Below are 17111 nucleotides of genomic sequence, written 5' to 3'. Positions count from 1 at the left end.
CCTGCCGCAAGCCACCGCCTTCGGCGCCGCCAATCCGGACAAGACCACGGTCTTCGAAGCCCGGCACAGGGACCTGCGGTGCCGGGCCAGTCCCTGGCTGAACGCCGCTGACCGGCCCGCACCGCCCCTGCAAACGGGATCGCGACGACAGGGCCAGACGCCCCGGAACGCCCCGCCTATTCACCCAGCATCCACCTCCCGTCCGGCCAGAAGGCGTGGAAGGCAAAGGCAAAAAGCACGTCATGCGGCACGTCGCGCCCCTTTCCGTCGAGCACCCGGACAGAGCCGACGTCCCGCCCCGCCGCGATCGTTCCCGCATCCAGGGCAGAGGCCTGACCGGGCACCCACGACAGCGCTAGCCCGGCCTCGCGCAGCACCCCCGCCTTTGCCAGCCGGGTTATCGGCCAGGCGCGGTCGCCGACGCGCACGACACGCATCAGCGGCGGCACGCCATTGGGCGGCATCTCTCCGGAATACAGAAAAGGCCGCTTCGACGAATCGTAACCGGCGTAGGGGTTGCGGCCATAGGGGCGGTTCCACGACGGTTCGGCCATCACCAGCCCCTGCGGGTGCCGGGCCGCGAAGGCCTCCCAGCTTTCCATCCAGCTTGGCAGCAGCTCCAGCCCCTCGCCCGCCATCTGCCCGACGATCCCGGTGCCCACCGCCTGCTGCCACCAGCTTTGCGTCTCGCGGTCGTACATGATCATGTCCGAGTTGCGCAGCTTGCCCGAGACACCGAAGCTCAGCACCCGCCCGCCGAGCCGCCTGTCGAAGGTCAGGGCAGAGTTGCACAGCGGGCAGAAGGTCACGGCCACAGGAATCGGGCCGATCTGGTCGTTCACGATCTCGTGCCAGATCAGGTATCGGATCGGATAGGCACGCGGGCGCTGGCCCGCGATCTCGACCGCGATCACCGGCTCGCCCGGGGCAATGCGGCTTTCCGCCGGCACCTCGATGAATTGCGGATCGGACAGCGCGGGTATGCCGTCCCTTGGCGGTCCGCCCGAGATGATCTCGGCCCAGTTCTCCACCGTGGTCCGGTCGAAATCCGTTTCGGGCCATTCGTCGCGCCAGAGCGAGGGATCGGCCCAGACCGCCCCGGCCAGCCACAGGCCCACGAGCATCGTCACAAAGCGCATGCACCCATCCCCCCTTGCCCGGACAGTCTGCCGCGCCGCGCCCGTTACAGCCACAAAAAAGACCGACGCCCGGGTGTCGGAGTCGGCCTGAATGGGGGTCCCTCCTCCCGGGTCCGGGAGGAGGACAGGAGGCGGGCCGATCACCCTGCCCCGGCGCCAGCAGGGACCGCCGGATCGGCCCCGCCCGTCAGTCGGTGACGGTCACGCTGACCATGCGGTCGGGCTCGCCCATGACTTCGCCGTTGCGGCCCTCGCCCAGCTTGATCTGGTCCACCACATCCATGCCCTCGGTGACCCGTCCCACGACCGTGTACTGGCCGTTCAGGAAGGGACCGGGTTCGAACATGATGAAGAACTGCGAGTTGCCCGAGTTCGGGTTCTGCGACCGCGCCATGCCCACGACGCCCCGGTCGAAGGAGATGTCCGAGAACTCTGCCGGAAGGTCGGGCCGCTCGGAACCGCCCATGCCGGCGCGGCGCATGTCGAAGCCCTCGGCGCCCGACGCGCCATACTGCACGTCGCCGGTCTGGGCCATGAAGCCCTCGATCACGCGGTGGAAGACCACACCGTCATAGGCCCCGTCCGAGGCCAGCGCGGTCAGCTGTTCGACGTGCTTGGGCGCCACGTCCTCGAGCAGGTCGATGCTCACGGTGCCCTTCTCGCCGCCTTCACCGGCGACGGTGATCTCCAGCCCCGCCGCCCCGGCCTGCCCGGCCAGCAGCGCAAGCGCGCCTGCGGTCAGAAGGTTACGCATCGGCGGCCACCTTGACGCTGATCATCTTGTCGGGGCTCGCGGGCGGCTCTCCCCGGGTGATCGCATCCACATGCTCCATGCCCGACACGACGCGGCCATAGACCGTGTACTGCCCGTTCAGGAAGTGGTTGTCCTTGAAGTTGATGAAGAACTGCGAATTCGCCGAATTCGGGTTCTGCGAGCGCGCGGCGCCCAGCGTGCCGCGATCGTGCGGCAGCTTGGAGAATTCCGCCGGCAGGTCCGGCAGCTCCGACCCGCCGGTCCCGGCGCGGCGGATGTTGAATTCCTTGTCGGCATTGCCGTGCTCGACGTCGCCGGTCTGCGCCATGAAGCCGTCGATCACGCGGTGAAAGACCACCCCGTCATAGGCTCCGGCGCGGGCCAGCTCCTTCATGCGCTCGGCATGTTTGGGCGCCACGTCGGGCAGCAGTTCGATCGTGACGGTGCCGTCTTTCAGCTCCATCACGATGGTGTTCTCGGGGTCCTTGATCTCGGCCATCTGTCTCTCCCATTGGATGTCGCGCCCACAGGTAATCCCTGCGGGCCGCCTTGCCAAGACGGCGTTGACGCGCGCCGCGCTTCAAGGCAGACCTCGGGAACGGACCGCAGACGGGAGAACGCAATGGCCTGGAAGACCCTCGACGACATGGACCTCGACGGCAAACGCGTGCTGACCCGGGTCGACATCAACGTACCCGTCGAGAACGGGACCGTCACCGACACCACCCGGATCGAGCGCATCGCCGCCACCATCCAGACCATTCTGGACAAGTCCGGCAAGCCCGTTCTACTGGCGCATTTCGGCCGCCCCAAGGGCGAGCGCCGCGCCGACATGAGCCTGCAACCGCTGATCCCCGCGCTCGAGGCCGTGCTGGGCGTCGAGGTGGTCTTTGCCGCCGATTGCATCGGTCCCGCCGCGCAGGCGGTCATCGACGGGCTGGGCGAGAACCAGATCGCGCTGCTGGAAAACACCCGTTTTCACGCGGGCGAGGAAAAGAACGACCCGGCGCTGGCGCAGGCCATGGCAGAGCTGGGCGACGTCTACTGCAACGACGCCTTCTCGGCGGCGCACCGCGCCCATGCCTCGACCACCGGGCTGGCGCATCTGCTGCCCGCCTGTGCCGGGCGGCTGATGCAGGCAGAGCTGGAGGCGCTGGAAAGCGCGCTCGGCACCCCCGAGCGTCCGGTGGTGGCCGTCGTGGGCGGGGCCAAGGTCTCGACCAAGCTCGATCTCCTGGGCAACCTCGTCGAGAAGGTCGATATCCTGGTGATCGGCGGCGGCATGGCGAACACCTTCCTCGCCGCACAGGGCGTGGACGTGGGCAAATCACTCTGCGAGCACGACATGGCCGAGACCGCCCGCGCGATTGCCGCCAAGGCCGCCGAAACCGGCTGCGAGGTGCTGCTGCCCCGCGATGTCGTGGTGGCGCGCGAATTCAAGGCGGGCGCCGAAAGCGAGGTGGTCAAGGCCGAGGACTGCCCGGCGGACGCGATGATCCTCGACGCCGGTCCCGACAGCGTGGCGCATGTGGCGCAGGCCTTCGACCGCGCCAAGACGCTGATCTGGAACGGCCCGCTGGGCGCCTTCGAGATCGAGCCCTTCGACACCGCCACCAATGCCGCCGCGAAACACGCGGCAGAGCTGACCGAACAGGGCAAGCTGGTCTCTGTCGCCGGCGGTGGCGATACGGTGGCGGCGCTGAACAAGGCCGGGGTGGCCTCGGACTTCTCCTACATCTCCACCGCCGGGGGCGCCTTCCTCGAGTGGATGGAGGGCAAGGAGCTGCCGGGCGTCGCGGCCCTCGACACCGGCGAGGCGCCCGAGCCCGACGACGAGCTGTGAAGCAGCGGCGGGGCGGGCAAATTCCGCCCCGGAATTTGCGCCGGAAATCGTCGCGATTTCCGGCCCCTAGCCGCCGACGTCGAGGGTCTTCAGCAACTGGATCGCCGCCGGGGCGGTGAAGGCGGTGCTGTGGCCCGTCCGATCACCGCCGCGATAGCCCGACAGGTCGATGACCTGCACTGGCAGACCCCTCAGCCGCGCCGGGTTGCTGATCGACCCCAGCCGCGACGGCGTGCCGGTGATCCACGACGACAGGTTCAGCGCCCGGTCCTGCCGCGACACCATCAGCGCGAAGGGCTGCGGAAAGGGCCGGATCCGGTGCGCCTGCTGCACAAAGACATCCTCGTCGATGTCGGGACTGATCAGCGCCACGCCCGAAATCCGCTCCAGCGGCGCCCTGTGCCCCGAGATCGAGATCTGCCGCAGCGTTTCCATCACCAGCTGGCTGCCCATGGAATGGGCCACCAGCAGCACCCGGCGATTGCCCTCGGTCAGCATGCGCAGCAGCGATTCGAGCCCGTCGCGCGAGAAGATCACGCTGTCGCGATCGTAGACATAGCCGCGCGGGCTGCCTGCGGAGGGCCATGAATAGGTCACCACCGGCACCCCCGCCTCGAAATCATGGGCGATCTGCGCCAGCCGGTAGACCGCCTCGGCATTGTTGACGTTGAAGCCATGCACGAAGACCACGACCTCGGTCGCGCCCGGTGGCTCCGCCGCCTTCAGTGCCGCAAGAAAGCTTGGCGCGTCATCGTAGAGGGTCTGCTCGACGGTCACGAAATGCTGCGCCGGGTCCGGGGGGGCGCTGCCGGGCCATTCGATGTTGCCCTCGGCATGGGTGGGCGGGATCGACACCCCGACCCGCGCGTAGTGCATCCTGAAATTGCGGCTGTCGCCGAAATCCTGCCCGAAGAGCATCTCCAGCGCATTCGGCGTGTTCGACGCCGCGTGCCGGTTCGAGGCGACGAAAACCGGCTGCACCACACCGGTGGTCCCGGTGCCCGGCGGCACGACCGACATGACGCCACGCGCGGCACAGCCGGGCAGGACCATCAGGCAGCAGAGGAGAAGGGCAAGCCGAGTCATGCGCGCATGCTACAACCCTGCCCCCCGTTGACCAGAGGCATTCTCCCCCGCCGCGCTCTTCGCACTGGCAGGAATGCAACGCTGACCGGCCGATTCGAGCCGGGCGAATCGCGGCCCCTTTTCCCCGCCCTGCGGCCATGCGACCATCGCCGCCACGCGCCCACGCAAGAGGCGCAACCGAGGCCCGAGACATGACCACCCGCAAAGCCCGCCCGACCCTTGGCGTCCTTGTCTTCTTCACGCTGACGCTGACGCTGACCGCCTATTTCACCTTCGCCGCCGTGCAGGGCGACTTTGGCCTGTTCCGCCGGGCCGAGATCGTGTCCGAGGGCCAGAGGCTGACGGCGGAACTGGCCGCCGTGAACCAGGAGGTCGCGCGGCTGGAGAACCTGACCCACCGGCTGTCGGACGAGTTCCTCGACCTCGACCTGCTGGACCAGCAGGCCCGCGATGTGCTGGGCCTCGTGCGGACCGACGAGATCGTGGTGAACTGACGCGCCGCGGGCGGCCCGCAGCGCCCTGCCCGGCCTATGCCGGAACCATGAAGACGCCGTCCTCGTCGGTCATGCCCAGCATGTCCTCGAAATCCATCGTGCCGGTGCCGAGGTTGCTTTCGACGCCCCATGCGTCCTTGGCCGGCACCCGGAACTCGCGGTCGCTTTCGGTATCGTAGCACAGGATCGGCCATGTCTGGTCGCTGAAGGCATGGTCGTCGGCGATCAGCAGGATCGCGTCGTCGGGGAACCGCTCGGCCAGGTCGACAGGCTCCATCCCGTCAAGCTCCGGGTCCTCGACAAGGTCGAATTCCCCGGCAAAGCCGATGGCATTTTCGCGGGTCGCCACCTCTGTCAGCGCCTCCCACGCGGTATCGTCGCTGTAGTCGGTGCGGATCAGTTTGATCGTCTCGTCGTCCATGGGATCACTCACTCATAAAGTGCGCATCAAATGCGCGTTTCGCCACGGGGAACGCGCGATGATCACGGGGGTTTCCGCCGCGCGAAAAATAAAAAAGCAGCTTCGCAGGTGCAGCGTGAAACAATCTTGCGGACGCTTTACGGCGCGATGTCATCGCGCTAGGCTCTGCCGGACCGTTCAACGCTAAACCATTCCTTGGGAGGAGAGGCCATGGCGCCGCGCAAGGCATCCAATGTCCCGGCCGACACGCTTCGGGCCTGGTATCGCGACATGCTGCTGATCCGCCGCTTCGAAGAGAAGGCCGGGCAGCTCTACGGCATGGGGCTGATCGGCGGCTTCTGCCACCTGTACATCGGTCAGGAGGCGGTTGTCGTCGGGCTCGAGGCCGCGGCGGACGCGGGCGACAAGCGCATCACCTCGTACCGTGACCACGGCCACATGCTGGCCTGCGGCATGGACCCCAAGGGCGTCATGGCCGAACTGACGGGACGCGAGGGCGGCTATTCCAAGGGCAAGGGCGGCAGCATGCATATGTTCAGCCGCGAGAAGGACTTCTACGGCGGCCATGGCATCGTCGGCGCGCAGGTGCCGCTGGGCGCGGGCCTGGCCTTTGCCGACAAGTACCGCGGCACCGATCGCGTGACCTTCACCTATTTCGGCGACGGCGCCGCGAATCAGGGTCAGGTCTACGAGACCTTCAACATGGCCGCGCTGTGGAAGCTGCCGGTGATCTTCGTGATCGAGAACAACCAGTACGCCATGGGCACGGCGCAGGCCCGCTCGACCTCGACGCCCGACCTCTACACCCGGGGCCAGGCCTTTGGCATTCCCGGGGAAATCGTCGACGGCATGGATGTGCTCGCGGTCCGGGACGCGGGCGCAAAGGCGGTGAAGCACTGCCGCGCCGGCAAGGGTCCCTATATCCTCGAGGTCAAGACCTACCGCTATCGCGGCCATTCCATGTCCGACCCGGCCAAGTACCGCACCCGCGAAGAGGTGCAGAAGATGCGCGAGGAACGCGACCCCATCGACCACGTCCGCGAAATGCTCTTGCAGGGCAAACACGCGTCCGAGGACGACCTCAAGGCCATCGACAAGGAAATCAAGGCCGTGGTGTCCGAGGCCGCCGACTTCGCCCGCGAAAGCCCCGAGCCGCCGCTCGACGAACTGTACACCGACATCTACGCAGAGGCCTGAGCGCCCTTTCCCCCACGCCGACGGGAGGTTTGCCGTGACCCGACTGCCCCTTCTTCCTGCCCTGCCGCCCTTGTCCGCCCCCGCGCAGGATGCGGGCAAGGCCTGCACGGCCACCAAGGCGACCGACCGGCCCGGCCCGGGCCCGAAGGGCGACCACACGCGCGCACGCGCCGTTCGCCCGATTGCCGCGATGACAGCGTTCCACGCGAGCTTTACGGAGTAACCCCCTAATATGGCGACAGAAATCCTAATGCCCGCACTTTCTCCGACGATGGAGGAAGGGACCCTGGCGAAATGGCTGGTGAAAGAGGGCGACCGCGTGTCCTCCGGCGATATCCTCGCCGAGATCGAGACCGACAAGGCGACGATGGAGTTCGAAGCCGTCGACGAGGGCATCGTCGGGCGCCTGCTGGTGGCCGAGGGCACGGCGAATGTGGCAGTGAACACCCCCATTGCCGTGCTGGTCGAAGAGGGCGAAAGCGCCCAGGCCGCGCCCTCCGGCCCCGCGCAGCAGCCGGTGCCCGCCGACAGGACTCTGACCTCGGAAAGCGCACCGGCGGCGGCCAGGGCGCATCCCGAACCCGCCCGCATGCAGCCGGAGTGGCCCGAGGGCACCAAGGTCAAGAAGCAGACCGTCCGCGAGGCGCTGCGCGATGCCATGGCCGAGGAGATGCGGGCCGACGGCGATGTCTTCCTGATGGGTGAAGAGGTGGGCGAGTACCAGGGCGCCTACAAGATCAGCCAGGGCCTGCTGGACGAATTCGGCGCCCGCCGGGTGATCGACACGCCGATCACGGAACACGGCTTTGCCGGGATCGGCGTCGGCGCGGCCTTCGGCGGGCTGAAGCCCGTGGTCGAGTTCATGACCTTCAACTTCGCCATGCAGGCCATTGACCAGATTATCAATTCTGCCGCCAAGACGCTGTATATGTCCGGCGGCCAGATGGGCTGTCCCATCGTCTTTCGCGGCCCCAACGGCGCCGCCGCCCGCGTCGGCGCCCAGCACAGCCAGGACTACGCCGCCTGGTACAGCCACATCCCCGGCCTGAAGGTGGCGATGCCCTATTCCGCCTCGGACGCCAAGGGCCTGCTGAAATCGGCGATCCGCGACCCCAACCCGGTGATCTTCCTCGAGAACGAGATCCTCTACGGCCGCTCCTTCGAGGTCCCCCGGCTGGACGATTACACCGTGCCCTTCGGCAAGGCCCGGATCTGGCGCGGGGGCACGGATGTGACGCTGGTCAGCTTCGGCATCGGCATGACCTACGCGCTCGAAGCGGCAGAGAAACTGGCGGCGGAGGGCATCAGCGCCGAGGTCGTCGACCTGCGCAGCCTGCGCCCGATGGATACCGCGACGGTGATCGCCTCCGTGCAAAAGACCAACCGTTGTGTCACCATCGAAGAGGGCTTCCCGGTCGGCGCCATCGGCAACCACATCTCGGCGGTGCTGATGGATCAGGCCTTCGACTGGCTGGACGCCCCGGTGATCAACCTGACCGGCAAGGACGTGCCCATGCCCTATGCGGCCAACCTCGAGAAACACGCGCTGGTGACCACCGACGAGGTCATCGAGGCGGTGAGAAAGGTAACCTACAGATGAGCCCCCTCGAACTCGACGGCCCGGACGGCAGGGGCGGCTACCGCGTGGCCCTGCGGGGCGGCGAAACCCACGGGCTGATCCCCGCCGAACTGGTGGCCGATCAGACCGGCAGCACCGCGCAGACCGATGCCGAGGAATGGATCGCCGCGCAGGCCTCAGAGATCGCGCAGGCCCTCGAAACCTTGTCGCGGGGCCGCACGCCCCCCGCCCCCTTCGACCGCATCCAGCTGACCGGGGCAGCGACATGACCCCGCAGGTCCGGGGTGGCGATATCGCGCAGCACGCCTGCCGGGGAAAGGCCGCCCATGGCGCCGCACCCGTGCCGGACGACCTGATGTCCGGCGACCGGCGCCCCGGCCCCCACCCCCGCCAACCGCAGGCCGACAAAGGCATCGCCGCACGGCGCGCCCCCGCCGCAAGCCCCCGCGCGCAGGGAAAGCCCCCGCCCGCGCCCCATGACGTCACGCCCCCGCCTTCCATCGCCCTCCTGCCTTCTTCTGTCTGAAAGTATCCCGGAGAGCGCGAGAGGCAGCGCCTCTCGCATCCCACCCCGCCACGAAAGCCGACCCATGCCGATCCAGATCCTGATGCCCGCGCTCTCGCCCACCATGGAGGATGGCACCCTGTCCCGCTGGCTGGTGAAGGAAGGCGACAGCGTCGCCTCCGGCGACGTGATCGCCGAGATCGAAACCGACAAGGCCACGATGGAATTCGAGGCCGCGGACGAGGGCACGGTGGGGGCGATCCTCGTACCCGAGGGCACGGCGGGCGTGGCGGTCAACACGCCCATCGCCCTGCTTCTGGCCGAGGGCGAGAGCGCCGGGGATCTCGACAGCGCCGCAGCCGCGCCGGTTGCCCCCGCCGCCGGGGCCGACACGGCGCCATCCGCCGCCGGGGCAACCGCGGCCGCCGAGGTGGCCCCGCAGGGGGCCGGCGAGAAGGCCGCCCGCCCCGCCCCGCAGGGCCGGGACGGCGCGCGGGTCTTCGCCTCGCCGCTGGCCCGGCGCATCGCCGCGGATCGCGGCATCGATCTCTCGGCGCTGACTGGCTCGGGCCCGCGCGGCCGCATCGTCCGCGCCGATGTCGAGACCGCCGAAACGCGCCCTGCCCCGGCCCGGACCACTCCCTCCACCCAGACACCCGTCCCCTCCCGGCCAGCCGCCACCGGGGACGTGGCGCGGCTCTATGCCGACCGCCCGCACCGCGAGATCGCGCTCGACGGGATGCGCCGCACCATCGCCGACCGTCTGAGCGAGGCCAAGCAGACCATCCCGCATTTCTACCTGCGCCGCGACATCCGTCTCGACGCGCTGCTCGACCTGCGGGCGGAGATGAATGCCGGCCTTGCCGCGCGCGGCGTGAAGCTCAGCGTCAACGACTTCATCATCAAGGCCTGCGCCCATGCGCTGCAACAGGTGCCCGCCGCCAACGCCGTCTGGGCGGGGGACCGCATCCTGCAGCTGGAGCCTTCGGACGTGGCCGTGGCGGTCGCCGTCGAGGGCGGGCTTTTCACCCCGGTTCTGCGCGATGCACAGGCCAAGAGCCTCTCGGCCCTCTCGGCAGAGATGAAGGACCTCGCCGCCCGCGCCCGCGACCGCAAGCTGGCACCGCAGGAGTATCAGGGCGGCAGCTTTGCCATCTCGAACCTCGGGATGTTCGGGATCGACAGCTTCGACGCGGTGATCAACCCGCCCCACGGGGCGATTCTGGCGGTGGGCGCCGGGGTGAAGAAGCCGGTGGTGACAGAGGACGGCGGCCTGGCAGTCGCGACCGTCATGACCGCCACGCTCAGCGTCGATCACCGGGTCATCGACGGCGCGCTCGGCGCGGAATTGCTGGCCGCCATCGTCGAGGCCCTGGAAAATCCGCTGGTCATGCTGGCCTGAGGCGACAGCGCGCCCGCCAGCCCGAAACCGGCCCGCCCCGGCGTCACTCGTCCAGCGTCACCGCGACACCGTCCCCCTCGACGCCGTCGCTGATCTGGCTCTGGCCAAGCGTGACGGCCCCGGTTCCGGCCCCCAGCTGCAGCGCTTCCACCCCCGGCCCCTCGCCGTTGTTGTACTGGCTGCGCAGCCGGTAGCCCGTCACGGTCAGATCGCCCGCCCCCTCTTCCGCGAAGACAAACCCCCGGCCGCCATTGCCCTCCGCCACCGCGCCCGCCAAAGCGCCGGTCACCGCGCCCGGTCCCGTTTCGCGGTGCCCATAGGCGTCGCCCGCATTGTCGCGCGAAGGTGCCGATCAGGGTGGACCGGATGTCGCCCCCGCCCGTCTCGGCGAAATCCAGCCCCGCACCGAAGTTTCCGATCACCCCCGCCCGCTCGATCAGCGCATGGATCGCGCCGGGCCCGGCCTCGTGGATCTCGACGCCGTCACCGGCCTTGAGGGCAAAGGCGTAGTCCGCCACCGACCCGTCGCCGTGCAACGCCACCCTGCGCTCGAAACAGGCATCCTCCGGCGAGCCGCCGACCGCGCCGGGGATGGCGTCCCGTGCCATCGCACCGGGGTCGAAGCTGCCCTCGGGCGGGTCGGGCAGGAAGGGCGCCAGCCGGTCCGGATCGCAATAGCCGCCGTTTGTCTCGAAGGCGGACCCGGACGAGCGCAGCACCACATCGCCGCCCTGCCCCTCGTCCAGCGCGATGCCGTTGCCGCCATTCTCGGCAAAGCGCACATTGTTCAGCAGCAGCGTGATCCCGCCGTCGCCGCGCTCCTCCACCCGCAGGCCGTCCGCCCCCAAGGCGCCGCGACCGGCGCCCAGCACCTCTGCCCCGTTCAAGCGCAGAAGGATCGAGGCGGCAGAACCGTCTTGGCCGCCCGCATCCGCCCCGCAATCCTCGACCCGAAGGCAGTCCGTGACATGGATGCCGTGCCCCGCCGTGCCGGTGACCTGCACGTTCTCGAGCTCGACGCTCAGGCTGCCGGTCTGTTCGGCGCGCAGGGCGACGAACAGCCCCTTGCCCGCCGGTCCGGCGCTGCGGTTCTCCAGATCCCAGCCGCCCGGCCCTTCCAGACGGATGTTGCGCATGTAGAGATCGGCGCCGCCGGTCAGCGACAGCAGCGTCACATCGCGCTGCGCGGTGATCCGCGTCGCGTTCCCGAACAGCGACAGGGGGGCCTGCCCGCTGTAGGTCAGCGTGTCCTCGATGGCGATATCGCCCTCGGCGAAGATCACGATGGTCGCGGGCGCCTCCTGCCCCGAGGCCTGCTCCAGCGCCGCGCGCAGCGATCCCTCGCCGGAATCGGCGACGGTTGTCACCACCAGCGTCTCCTGCGCCACGACCGGCAGGGCCAGCAGGCACAGGGCAGCGGTCTGCCTTGCAAGGCTCTGGAATGGCACGGCTCTACCCTTCCGACAAAGCAGCGTCACGGCCCCCCGGCGCACCGGGTGACCGCCCTGTGACAGGTCAGGTCTGAAAGCCGAGCAGCTGGTCCATCGATACCGAGGGCTGATCGCATCCCGCCTCGCCGACGATCTTGGCGGGCACGCCCGCCACCGTCTTGCAGGGCGGCACGTCCTTCAGCACCACGGACCCGGCGGCGATGCGCGAACAGCTGCCGATCTGGATATTGCCCAGCACCTTGGCGCCGGCACCGATCAGCACGCCGTTGCCGATCTTCGGATGGCGGTCTTCCTCTTCCTTGCCGGTCCCGCCCAGCGTCACCGAATGCAGCATCGACACGTTGTCGCCCACCACCGCCGTCTCGCCGATGACGATGCTGTGCGCGTGGTCGATCATGATGCCCTTACCGATGCGCGCGGCGGGATGGATGTCGATGCCGAAAACCTCCGAGGACCGCATCTGGAAGAAATACGACAGGTCGCGGCGGCCTTCGGTCCACAGCCAATGCGCCACGCGATAGGCCTGCACCGCCTGAAAGCCCTTGAAGAACAGCAGCGGCTGCAGGAAGCGATGGCAGGCCGGGTCGCGGTCGTAGGTGGCGGCGATATCGGCGCGCGCGCTCAGGGACAGTTCCGGCTCCGCCGAATAGGCCTCGTCGCAGATCTCGCGGATGATCTGTTCAGACATCTCGCCATTGGCGAGTTTCAGGGAGATCCGGTAGCTGAGCGCCCGCTCGATGGTCGGATGGTGCAGGATCGAGTAATGCACCATCCCGCCCAGCAGCGGCTCTGCTCTGACGGCGTCCTCGGCTTCCCGCATGATGCGGGCCCAGACCGGGTCGACTTCGGCCAGTTTCGCGCGTGTTTCGGCCATGGGGGGCTTCCTTCCGTTGTTCCGGGCACCCTAGCAGATAGTCGCCCCGGGCCGAAACGCAAATCCGTGATAGACCGGATCGCGGCGGAAGATGGTTCAGGCCCCCTGTGCGGGCCGCGCGGCGGTCCTTACCGCACGCGCCGAAGGCGCCTCGATTGCAGGGAACTGACGGTCTGGGTGGTCAGGGGCGTCACGCCGGGGCTCGGCGGCAAGCGGGCGGGCAAGCGCCGCCGCCCGCAGCGTGCCGCCGCCCGCATTGCGCAGGCGTGGCGGCGGTCCCTGTCCGCCGCCGAGCCTCTGTCAGCAGCCGCTGCGCCAGCGCCTCGGGCGCCTCGGCCCGCAAGGCCCGCACCGTGGCGCTGACATCGCCGCGCTGGTCTCATGCACCCAGCGTCAGGCGGGCGAAGGGACCCGGTCCGTAGCTGGCCGAGACCTGCGCGACATGGATATCGAAGGCGCCGCTGATCGCGTCGTCCCCCTGCGCCGCAGCGCTATAGGTCCACATCGGCGTCGCGGTGGTGGTCTCGCGGATCACCGTCTCCCCCTGCTGAACGCGCACCAGGTAGCTTTCGCTTTCCTCGCCCAGCGGCACCTCCAGCCCGTCCCAGCTGTCGCCCTCGATGCGCGTGCGCCGCACCCAGCTCATGCCAAGGTCGCTGCCCGGCGTGCCCTCGGCTCGCAGGTGGGCGGGCCGGTAGGGTCGCAGCCCGTTGCCGTCAAAGGCGCCCTGCCGGTGGATGTAGCTTGGATCGTCATAGGGCCGCCGGGCCGGGCCGATGCGATAGTGGCGGTTCAGCCGCCGCTCGGTCGCCTTCAGGGCAATCTGCCCGGGCATCCCGTTCATCAGAACCACGATAGAGCCGCCGGGCCAGACCTCTGGCATGATCCCGTCGCTGCCCGCCTGCCCCCGCAACCGGTGCGACAGAAGCCACTGGTTCGGCGCCAGAAGCTGCGCGTCGCGGAACTGGAAGATCTCCCAGTTTCCCGGGCTTCCGTCGCCGATGGCCATGACATTGCCGCCCGCCAGAAGCGCCGCGTCCGAGATGCTTTGCAATGCGCCGCCGTTCAGGACGACATGCACGGCCTCGCCCCGGTCGATCCGTCCCGGGGGCGCGGCATACAGGTTGTTTTCGGTCACGCCGACCACCGATTGCCCCGCCACAAGGGTGTTCAGCGCGTAATTCGCATCCTCCGCAGAGGCATAGACCGCGACAGCGCCCGGCCATGGCTCTGCGGTCAGGGCTAGATGCGGGGCCTGCGGGACTTCCTCGCCGGTCAGCAAGGGCAGGTCGAGGAAGACCGGCGTCACCGGCACCGCCGGCACGAAGGGCCGAAGCAGGGCGTCGGCCTCGTCGACCTGCGAGGGCTGGAAGACATCCGGCTCGATGCGGACGGCATCGACGACCTGATGCTCCATGACCTCGACCTTGTCGATCCGGGCCAGCGTCGGCCCCGACCGGGACGGCAGCCGCACGATATCCCCCGCCCCCAGCGCCAGCTGCGACGGCGGCAGGGCAAAGCGCATCGTGTCGCGCGCCACCCGCGCCTCGGCCAGCCAGCGTTCTGCGGTCTGGCGACCCTCGGCCCGGGTCAGCGCCATCTGAAGGCCGGTCTCGGATACCGCGTGCGTGCGCTCGTCCGGCAAGACGGTCTCTTCCGAAACCACCTGATGGTCCGCGTCGGCAAGGACGAACCCCACGCGCACCCGGCCCGCCATCTCGGCCTCGCCGGCCCGGGTCTCGGCCAGGTCGCCTTCGATGTCCTCGGTCACGGCAAGGTCGGCCCGGTCGAGGTCCACGGCCCCCCGCCCGCTGCGCATCCGGAAGACCAGCACACCGTCGCGCTCGATGGCGTCGAACCCATGCGCCAGCATCAGCGGCTGCAGAGAGCGCCGCGCGTCCTGCACGTGGGTCACGACATAGCCGCGCACGAAGCCGTGCAGCTGGCTCGTGTCGATATCGCTCAGCCCGACGCGGTGGCATATCTCGGTCACCACAGAGGCCAGCGTCCGCCCCGACACCCGCCCGTTCAGCCAATGACCGCGCCGGTAGTTGCCGCCGTCCGACCACAGGGCGCCCAGCCCCGGAAACCAGGGATAGGGCCGTGCGTCCCAGGCCCAGACGAAGGCGCGGCTCATGTCCAGCATCGGGCCGCCGTAGACCTCGGACAGCGGGTTGTGCGCGGGCTCGCCCCAATAGCCCAGCATGGCGCGCAGGTACTGGCGCTGGATGGTCTCGTCTCGCATCCCGTTTGAATAGCGGGGCAAAGTGGATTCCGAGGACTTGGGGTCGAGGAACTTGTTCGGCTGATTGGTGCCCTTGTCGATCGCCGCGCAGCCAAGTTCGGTGAACCAGACCGGCTTGCCCTGCGGCTCCCAATCCGTCGGCGTCTCCTGCCGGAGTCCGCCGATGCGTTCGTGGTGGCGGTTCGCCCACCAGTTGCGGATGTCCTTGTAGCGCCAGACCCATGGCTCGTCATGAGCGCCATCGGTGATCGGTTCGCGGCGCTGCTCCGCGCAGGCCTCGGGCGAGGGATAATACCAGTCGTAGCCTTCGCCGCCCTCGATGTTGGCGCGCAGGTAGTCGATATTGTGCACCGCGCCCCACCCGGCATCCGCATGGCCGTCGCCATCGCGCCAGTCGGACAGCGGCATGTAGTTGTCGATGCCCACGAAATCGATGGTCTCGTCGGCCCAGAGCGGATCGAGGTGGAAGTACAGGTCGCCAGAGCCGTCCTGCGGGTGATATCCGAAATACTCGGTCCAGTCGGCGGCATAACCGATCTTCACCTGTGGCCCGAGGATCGCCCGGCACTCCGCCGCAAGGTCGCGCAGGGCTGCCACGGCGGCAAAGCCCCCCGCCCCCCGGATCTGGGTCAGACCGCGCATCTCTGACCCGATGCAGAAGGAATCCACCCCGCCCGCGACCGCGCAAAGGGCCGCCTGATGCAGGATGAAGCGCCGATAGCGCCACTCGTCCGGGCCGCTGTAGCCGACGCTGACGGAACCGATCGCGAAGTCGCTGGCCGAGGCCGTGCCGAAGAAGGCCGCGACTTCCGCATCCGCCTGCGCGGTCCGGTCCGGAGAGCCCTCGCGCCCCGGCGCCACGCTCAGCGAGATGCGACCGCGCCACGGCAGAACCGGCTGATCCGTGGCCCCGCTCCACGGGTCCGTCAGCCCGTTGCCCGCCATCTGGTCCATCAGGATGAAGGGATAGTAAAGAACCGCCAGACCCTGCGCCTGCATCCGCCGGATCGCCTGGATCACCGAGGCATCGGCGGGCGTCCCGCCATAGACCGGCCGCTCGCCGTCGCGCGGCACAAGCCCGGCCTCTGCGCGGGAAAGCCCGCTGACGCTCCACGGCATGGTGGCGCCATCGTGCTCCGCCTGCTCGACCTTGGGCCGGATCGTGCAATCGCCGCAGCGCAGGTCGTCGCCGAACCAGCTGACGATCAGGGAGGCCGCCCCGCAGTGCGGCGCCTCTTCGGTCAACTGCGCGAGCGCGGTGTTGAAATCCGGCTCTTCCGAGGGCGTGTTGATATTGGCCACCTTCGGACCCGAGGTCTGTCGGACCGCCTGAACCTCCGAGCCAAATGTCCAAAGGCTGTCCGTGGGTGGCGGCGCCTCCGGGTCGGCCATGTAACTCATGTAGACCGGCTCCGTCGCAAGCGCATATTCGCCGGTGCCGGGGATCATCGCCACGCCCTTCAGCATCGCGGGCAGATCGCCGTCGCCCAGATCGGGGCGCGTGACCTCGAAGCTGAACTGCGGCACGCGGTTGCCGAAGACCTCCAGGTTCAGATCCTCGAAGACCACATAGGCGGTGCCGCGATAGGCGGGCACGGCGCCAATGCCCTCGACCGCCTCGACCGTCGGATCGGGTGCCTGATCGCGGGTGCCCCTGTAGACCCGCATGTTCAGGTCGCGTATCGCGACCTCTGCACCGTCGGCCCAGACCCGCTGGACGCTGGTGATCTCGCCCTCGCACAGGGCAATGGCAAGGCTTACGGAATAGCTGTACTGCCGCACCTTGGGCTGTTTCGGCGCCCCCTTGCCGCCACCACCCCCGCCGCTTTCATCCACATGCTCGGTGAATTCCGACGCCCAGATGACATGCCCGCCAAGGCGCATCCGCCCGTAGACCTGCGAGATCGGCGCTCCCTCGCCGGCGCCCGACAGGCGGAAGCGCTCGATGCGCCCGGTCTCGACCGCCTCAGAGCCCTGCCCCATCAGCCGCTGGTCGAGGCTGCGCCCGATGGTGGCCCCGATGAACCGTCCGACCGCCGTCATCGACAGGCCAAGGACAGAGCCGCCCAGCGAACTGCCAAGGGCCGCACCCGCGGCGGAAAGAAGGATCGTCGCCATTGC

The 17111-nt window shown here is 68.8% G+C and carries 14 protein-coding genes; 6 read left to right on the top strand and 8 right to left on the bottom strand.

Annotation, left to right across the window (positions count from 1 at the left end):
• Positions 1-176 precede the first annotated feature (176 nt).
• From ACN5KJ_RS10340 to ACN5KJ_RS10330, 3 genes are all read right to left on the bottom strand, one after another.
• Entirely contained in the window at positions 177-1139 is a 963-nt protein-coding gene (locus ACN5KJ_RS10340) for a DUF3179 domain-containing protein (protein WP_418593786.1), read from the bottom strand.
• A 187-nt stretch (positions 1140-1326) separates the two neighbouring features.
• A complete protein-coding gene (locus ACN5KJ_RS10335; protein ID WP_347165043.1) occupies positions 1327-1893 on the bottom strand; it encodes a peptidylprolyl isomerase in 567 nt (188 codons plus the stop codon).
• Positions 1886-2392, bottom strand: a complete 507-nt coding sequence (locus tag ACN5KJ_RS10330) for a peptidylprolyl isomerase (RefSeq protein WP_347165044.1) — start codon at positions 2390-2392, stop codon at positions 1886-1888. Before ACN5KJ_RS10330 ends, ACN5KJ_RS10335 begins: the two co-directional genes overlap by 8 nt.
• A gap of 123 nt (positions 2393-2515) precedes the next feature.
• Here ACN5KJ_RS10330 and ACN5KJ_RS10325 point away from each other — a divergent pair, with 123 nt between their 5' ends.
• Positions 2516-3736 (top strand): phosphoglycerate kinase, encoded by a 1221-nt coding sequence (locus ACN5KJ_RS10325; RefSeq protein ID WP_418593783.1) that lies wholly within the window; start codon positions 2516-2518, stop codon positions 3734-3736.
• A 66-nt stretch (positions 3737-3802) separates the two neighbouring features.
• On the opposite strand, the gene ACN5KJ_RS10320 is transcribed toward ACN5KJ_RS10325, so the two are convergent.
• Positions 3803-4822: an alpha/beta hydrolase gene (locus ACN5KJ_RS10320; RefSeq protein ID WP_418593781.1), complete on the bottom strand. Its 1020-nt coding sequence runs from the start codon at positions 4820-4822 to the stop codon at positions 3803-3805.
• Between the two features lie 191 nt (positions 4823-5013).
• Between ACN5KJ_RS10320 and ACN5KJ_RS10315 the strand changes: the two genes are divergently transcribed.
• Positions 5014-5316, top strand: a complete 303-nt coding sequence (locus tag ACN5KJ_RS10315; RefSeq protein WP_347165047.1) for an FtsB family cell division protein — start codon at positions 5014-5016, stop codon at positions 5314-5316.
• A 34-nt stretch (positions 5317-5350) separates the two neighbouring features.
• Here the strand turns inward: ACN5KJ_RS10315 and ACN5KJ_RS10310 are convergent, their stop codons facing one another.
• Positions 5351-5737, bottom strand: a complete 387-nt coding sequence (locus tag ACN5KJ_RS10310) for a DUF6924 domain-containing protein (RefSeq protein WP_347165048.1) — start codon at positions 5735-5737, stop codon at positions 5351-5353.
• Positions 5738-5947: 210 nt separating this feature from the next.
• Between ACN5KJ_RS10310 and pdhA the strand changes: the two genes are divergently transcribed.
• From pdhA to ACN5KJ_RS10290, 4 genes are all read left to right on the top strand, one after another.
• A complete protein-coding gene (pdhA, locus tag ACN5KJ_RS10305) occupies positions 5948-6934 on the top strand; it encodes a pyruvate dehydrogenase (acetyl-transferring) E1 component subunit alpha (protein ID WP_418593779.1) in 987 nt (328 codons plus the stop codon).
• Between the two features lie 232 nt (positions 6935-7166).
• A complete protein-coding gene (locus ACN5KJ_RS10300; RefSeq protein WP_418593777.1) occupies positions 7167-8534 on the top strand; it encodes a pyruvate dehydrogenase complex E1 component subunit beta in 1368 nt (455 codons plus the stop codon).
• Entirely contained in the window at positions 8531-8782 is a 252-nt protein-coding gene (locus tag ACN5KJ_RS10295; RefSeq protein WP_347165050.1) for a hypothetical protein, read from the top strand. Before ACN5KJ_RS10300 ends, ACN5KJ_RS10295 begins: the two co-directional genes overlap by 4 nt.
• A 321-nt stretch (positions 8783-9103) precedes the next feature.
• Positions 9104-10420, top strand: coding sequence for a pyruvate dehydrogenase complex dihydrolipoamide acetyltransferase (locus ACN5KJ_RS10290; RefSeq protein WP_418593775.1), 1317 nt, complete (start codon positions 9104-9106; stop codon positions 10418-10420).
• Here ACN5KJ_RS10290 and ACN5KJ_RS10285 read toward each other — a convergent pair.
• The 3 genes from ACN5KJ_RS10285 to ACN5KJ_RS10275 form a co-directional block, all read right to left on the bottom strand.
• On the bottom strand, positions 10333-11868 hold the full coding sequence (locus tag ACN5KJ_RS10285) for a hypothetical protein (RefSeq protein WP_418593774.1): 1536 nt from the start codon (positions 11866-11868) through the stop codon (positions 10333-10335). The two genes, ACN5KJ_RS10290 and ACN5KJ_RS10285, sit on opposite strands and share 88 nt — an antisense overlap.
• 67 nt (positions 11869-11935) lie before the next feature.
• On the bottom strand, positions 11936-12745 hold the full coding sequence (gene cysE, locus ACN5KJ_RS10280) for a serine O-acetyltransferase (protein ID WP_347165052.1): 810 nt from the start codon (positions 12743-12745) through the stop codon (positions 11936-11938).
• Between the two features lie 379 nt (positions 12746-13124).
• Positions 13125-17108 (bottom strand): baseplate multidomain protein megatron, encoded by a 3984-nt coding sequence (locus ACN5KJ_RS10275; protein WP_418593772.1) that lies wholly within the window; start codon positions 17106-17108, stop codon positions 13125-13127.
• Positions 17109-17111 lie beyond the last annotated feature (3 nt).

The sequence above is a fragment of the Ponticoccus sp. (in: a-proteobacteria) genome (assembly GCF_048381735.1).
This window is presented reverse-complemented; position numbering and strand designations above follow the sequence as displayed.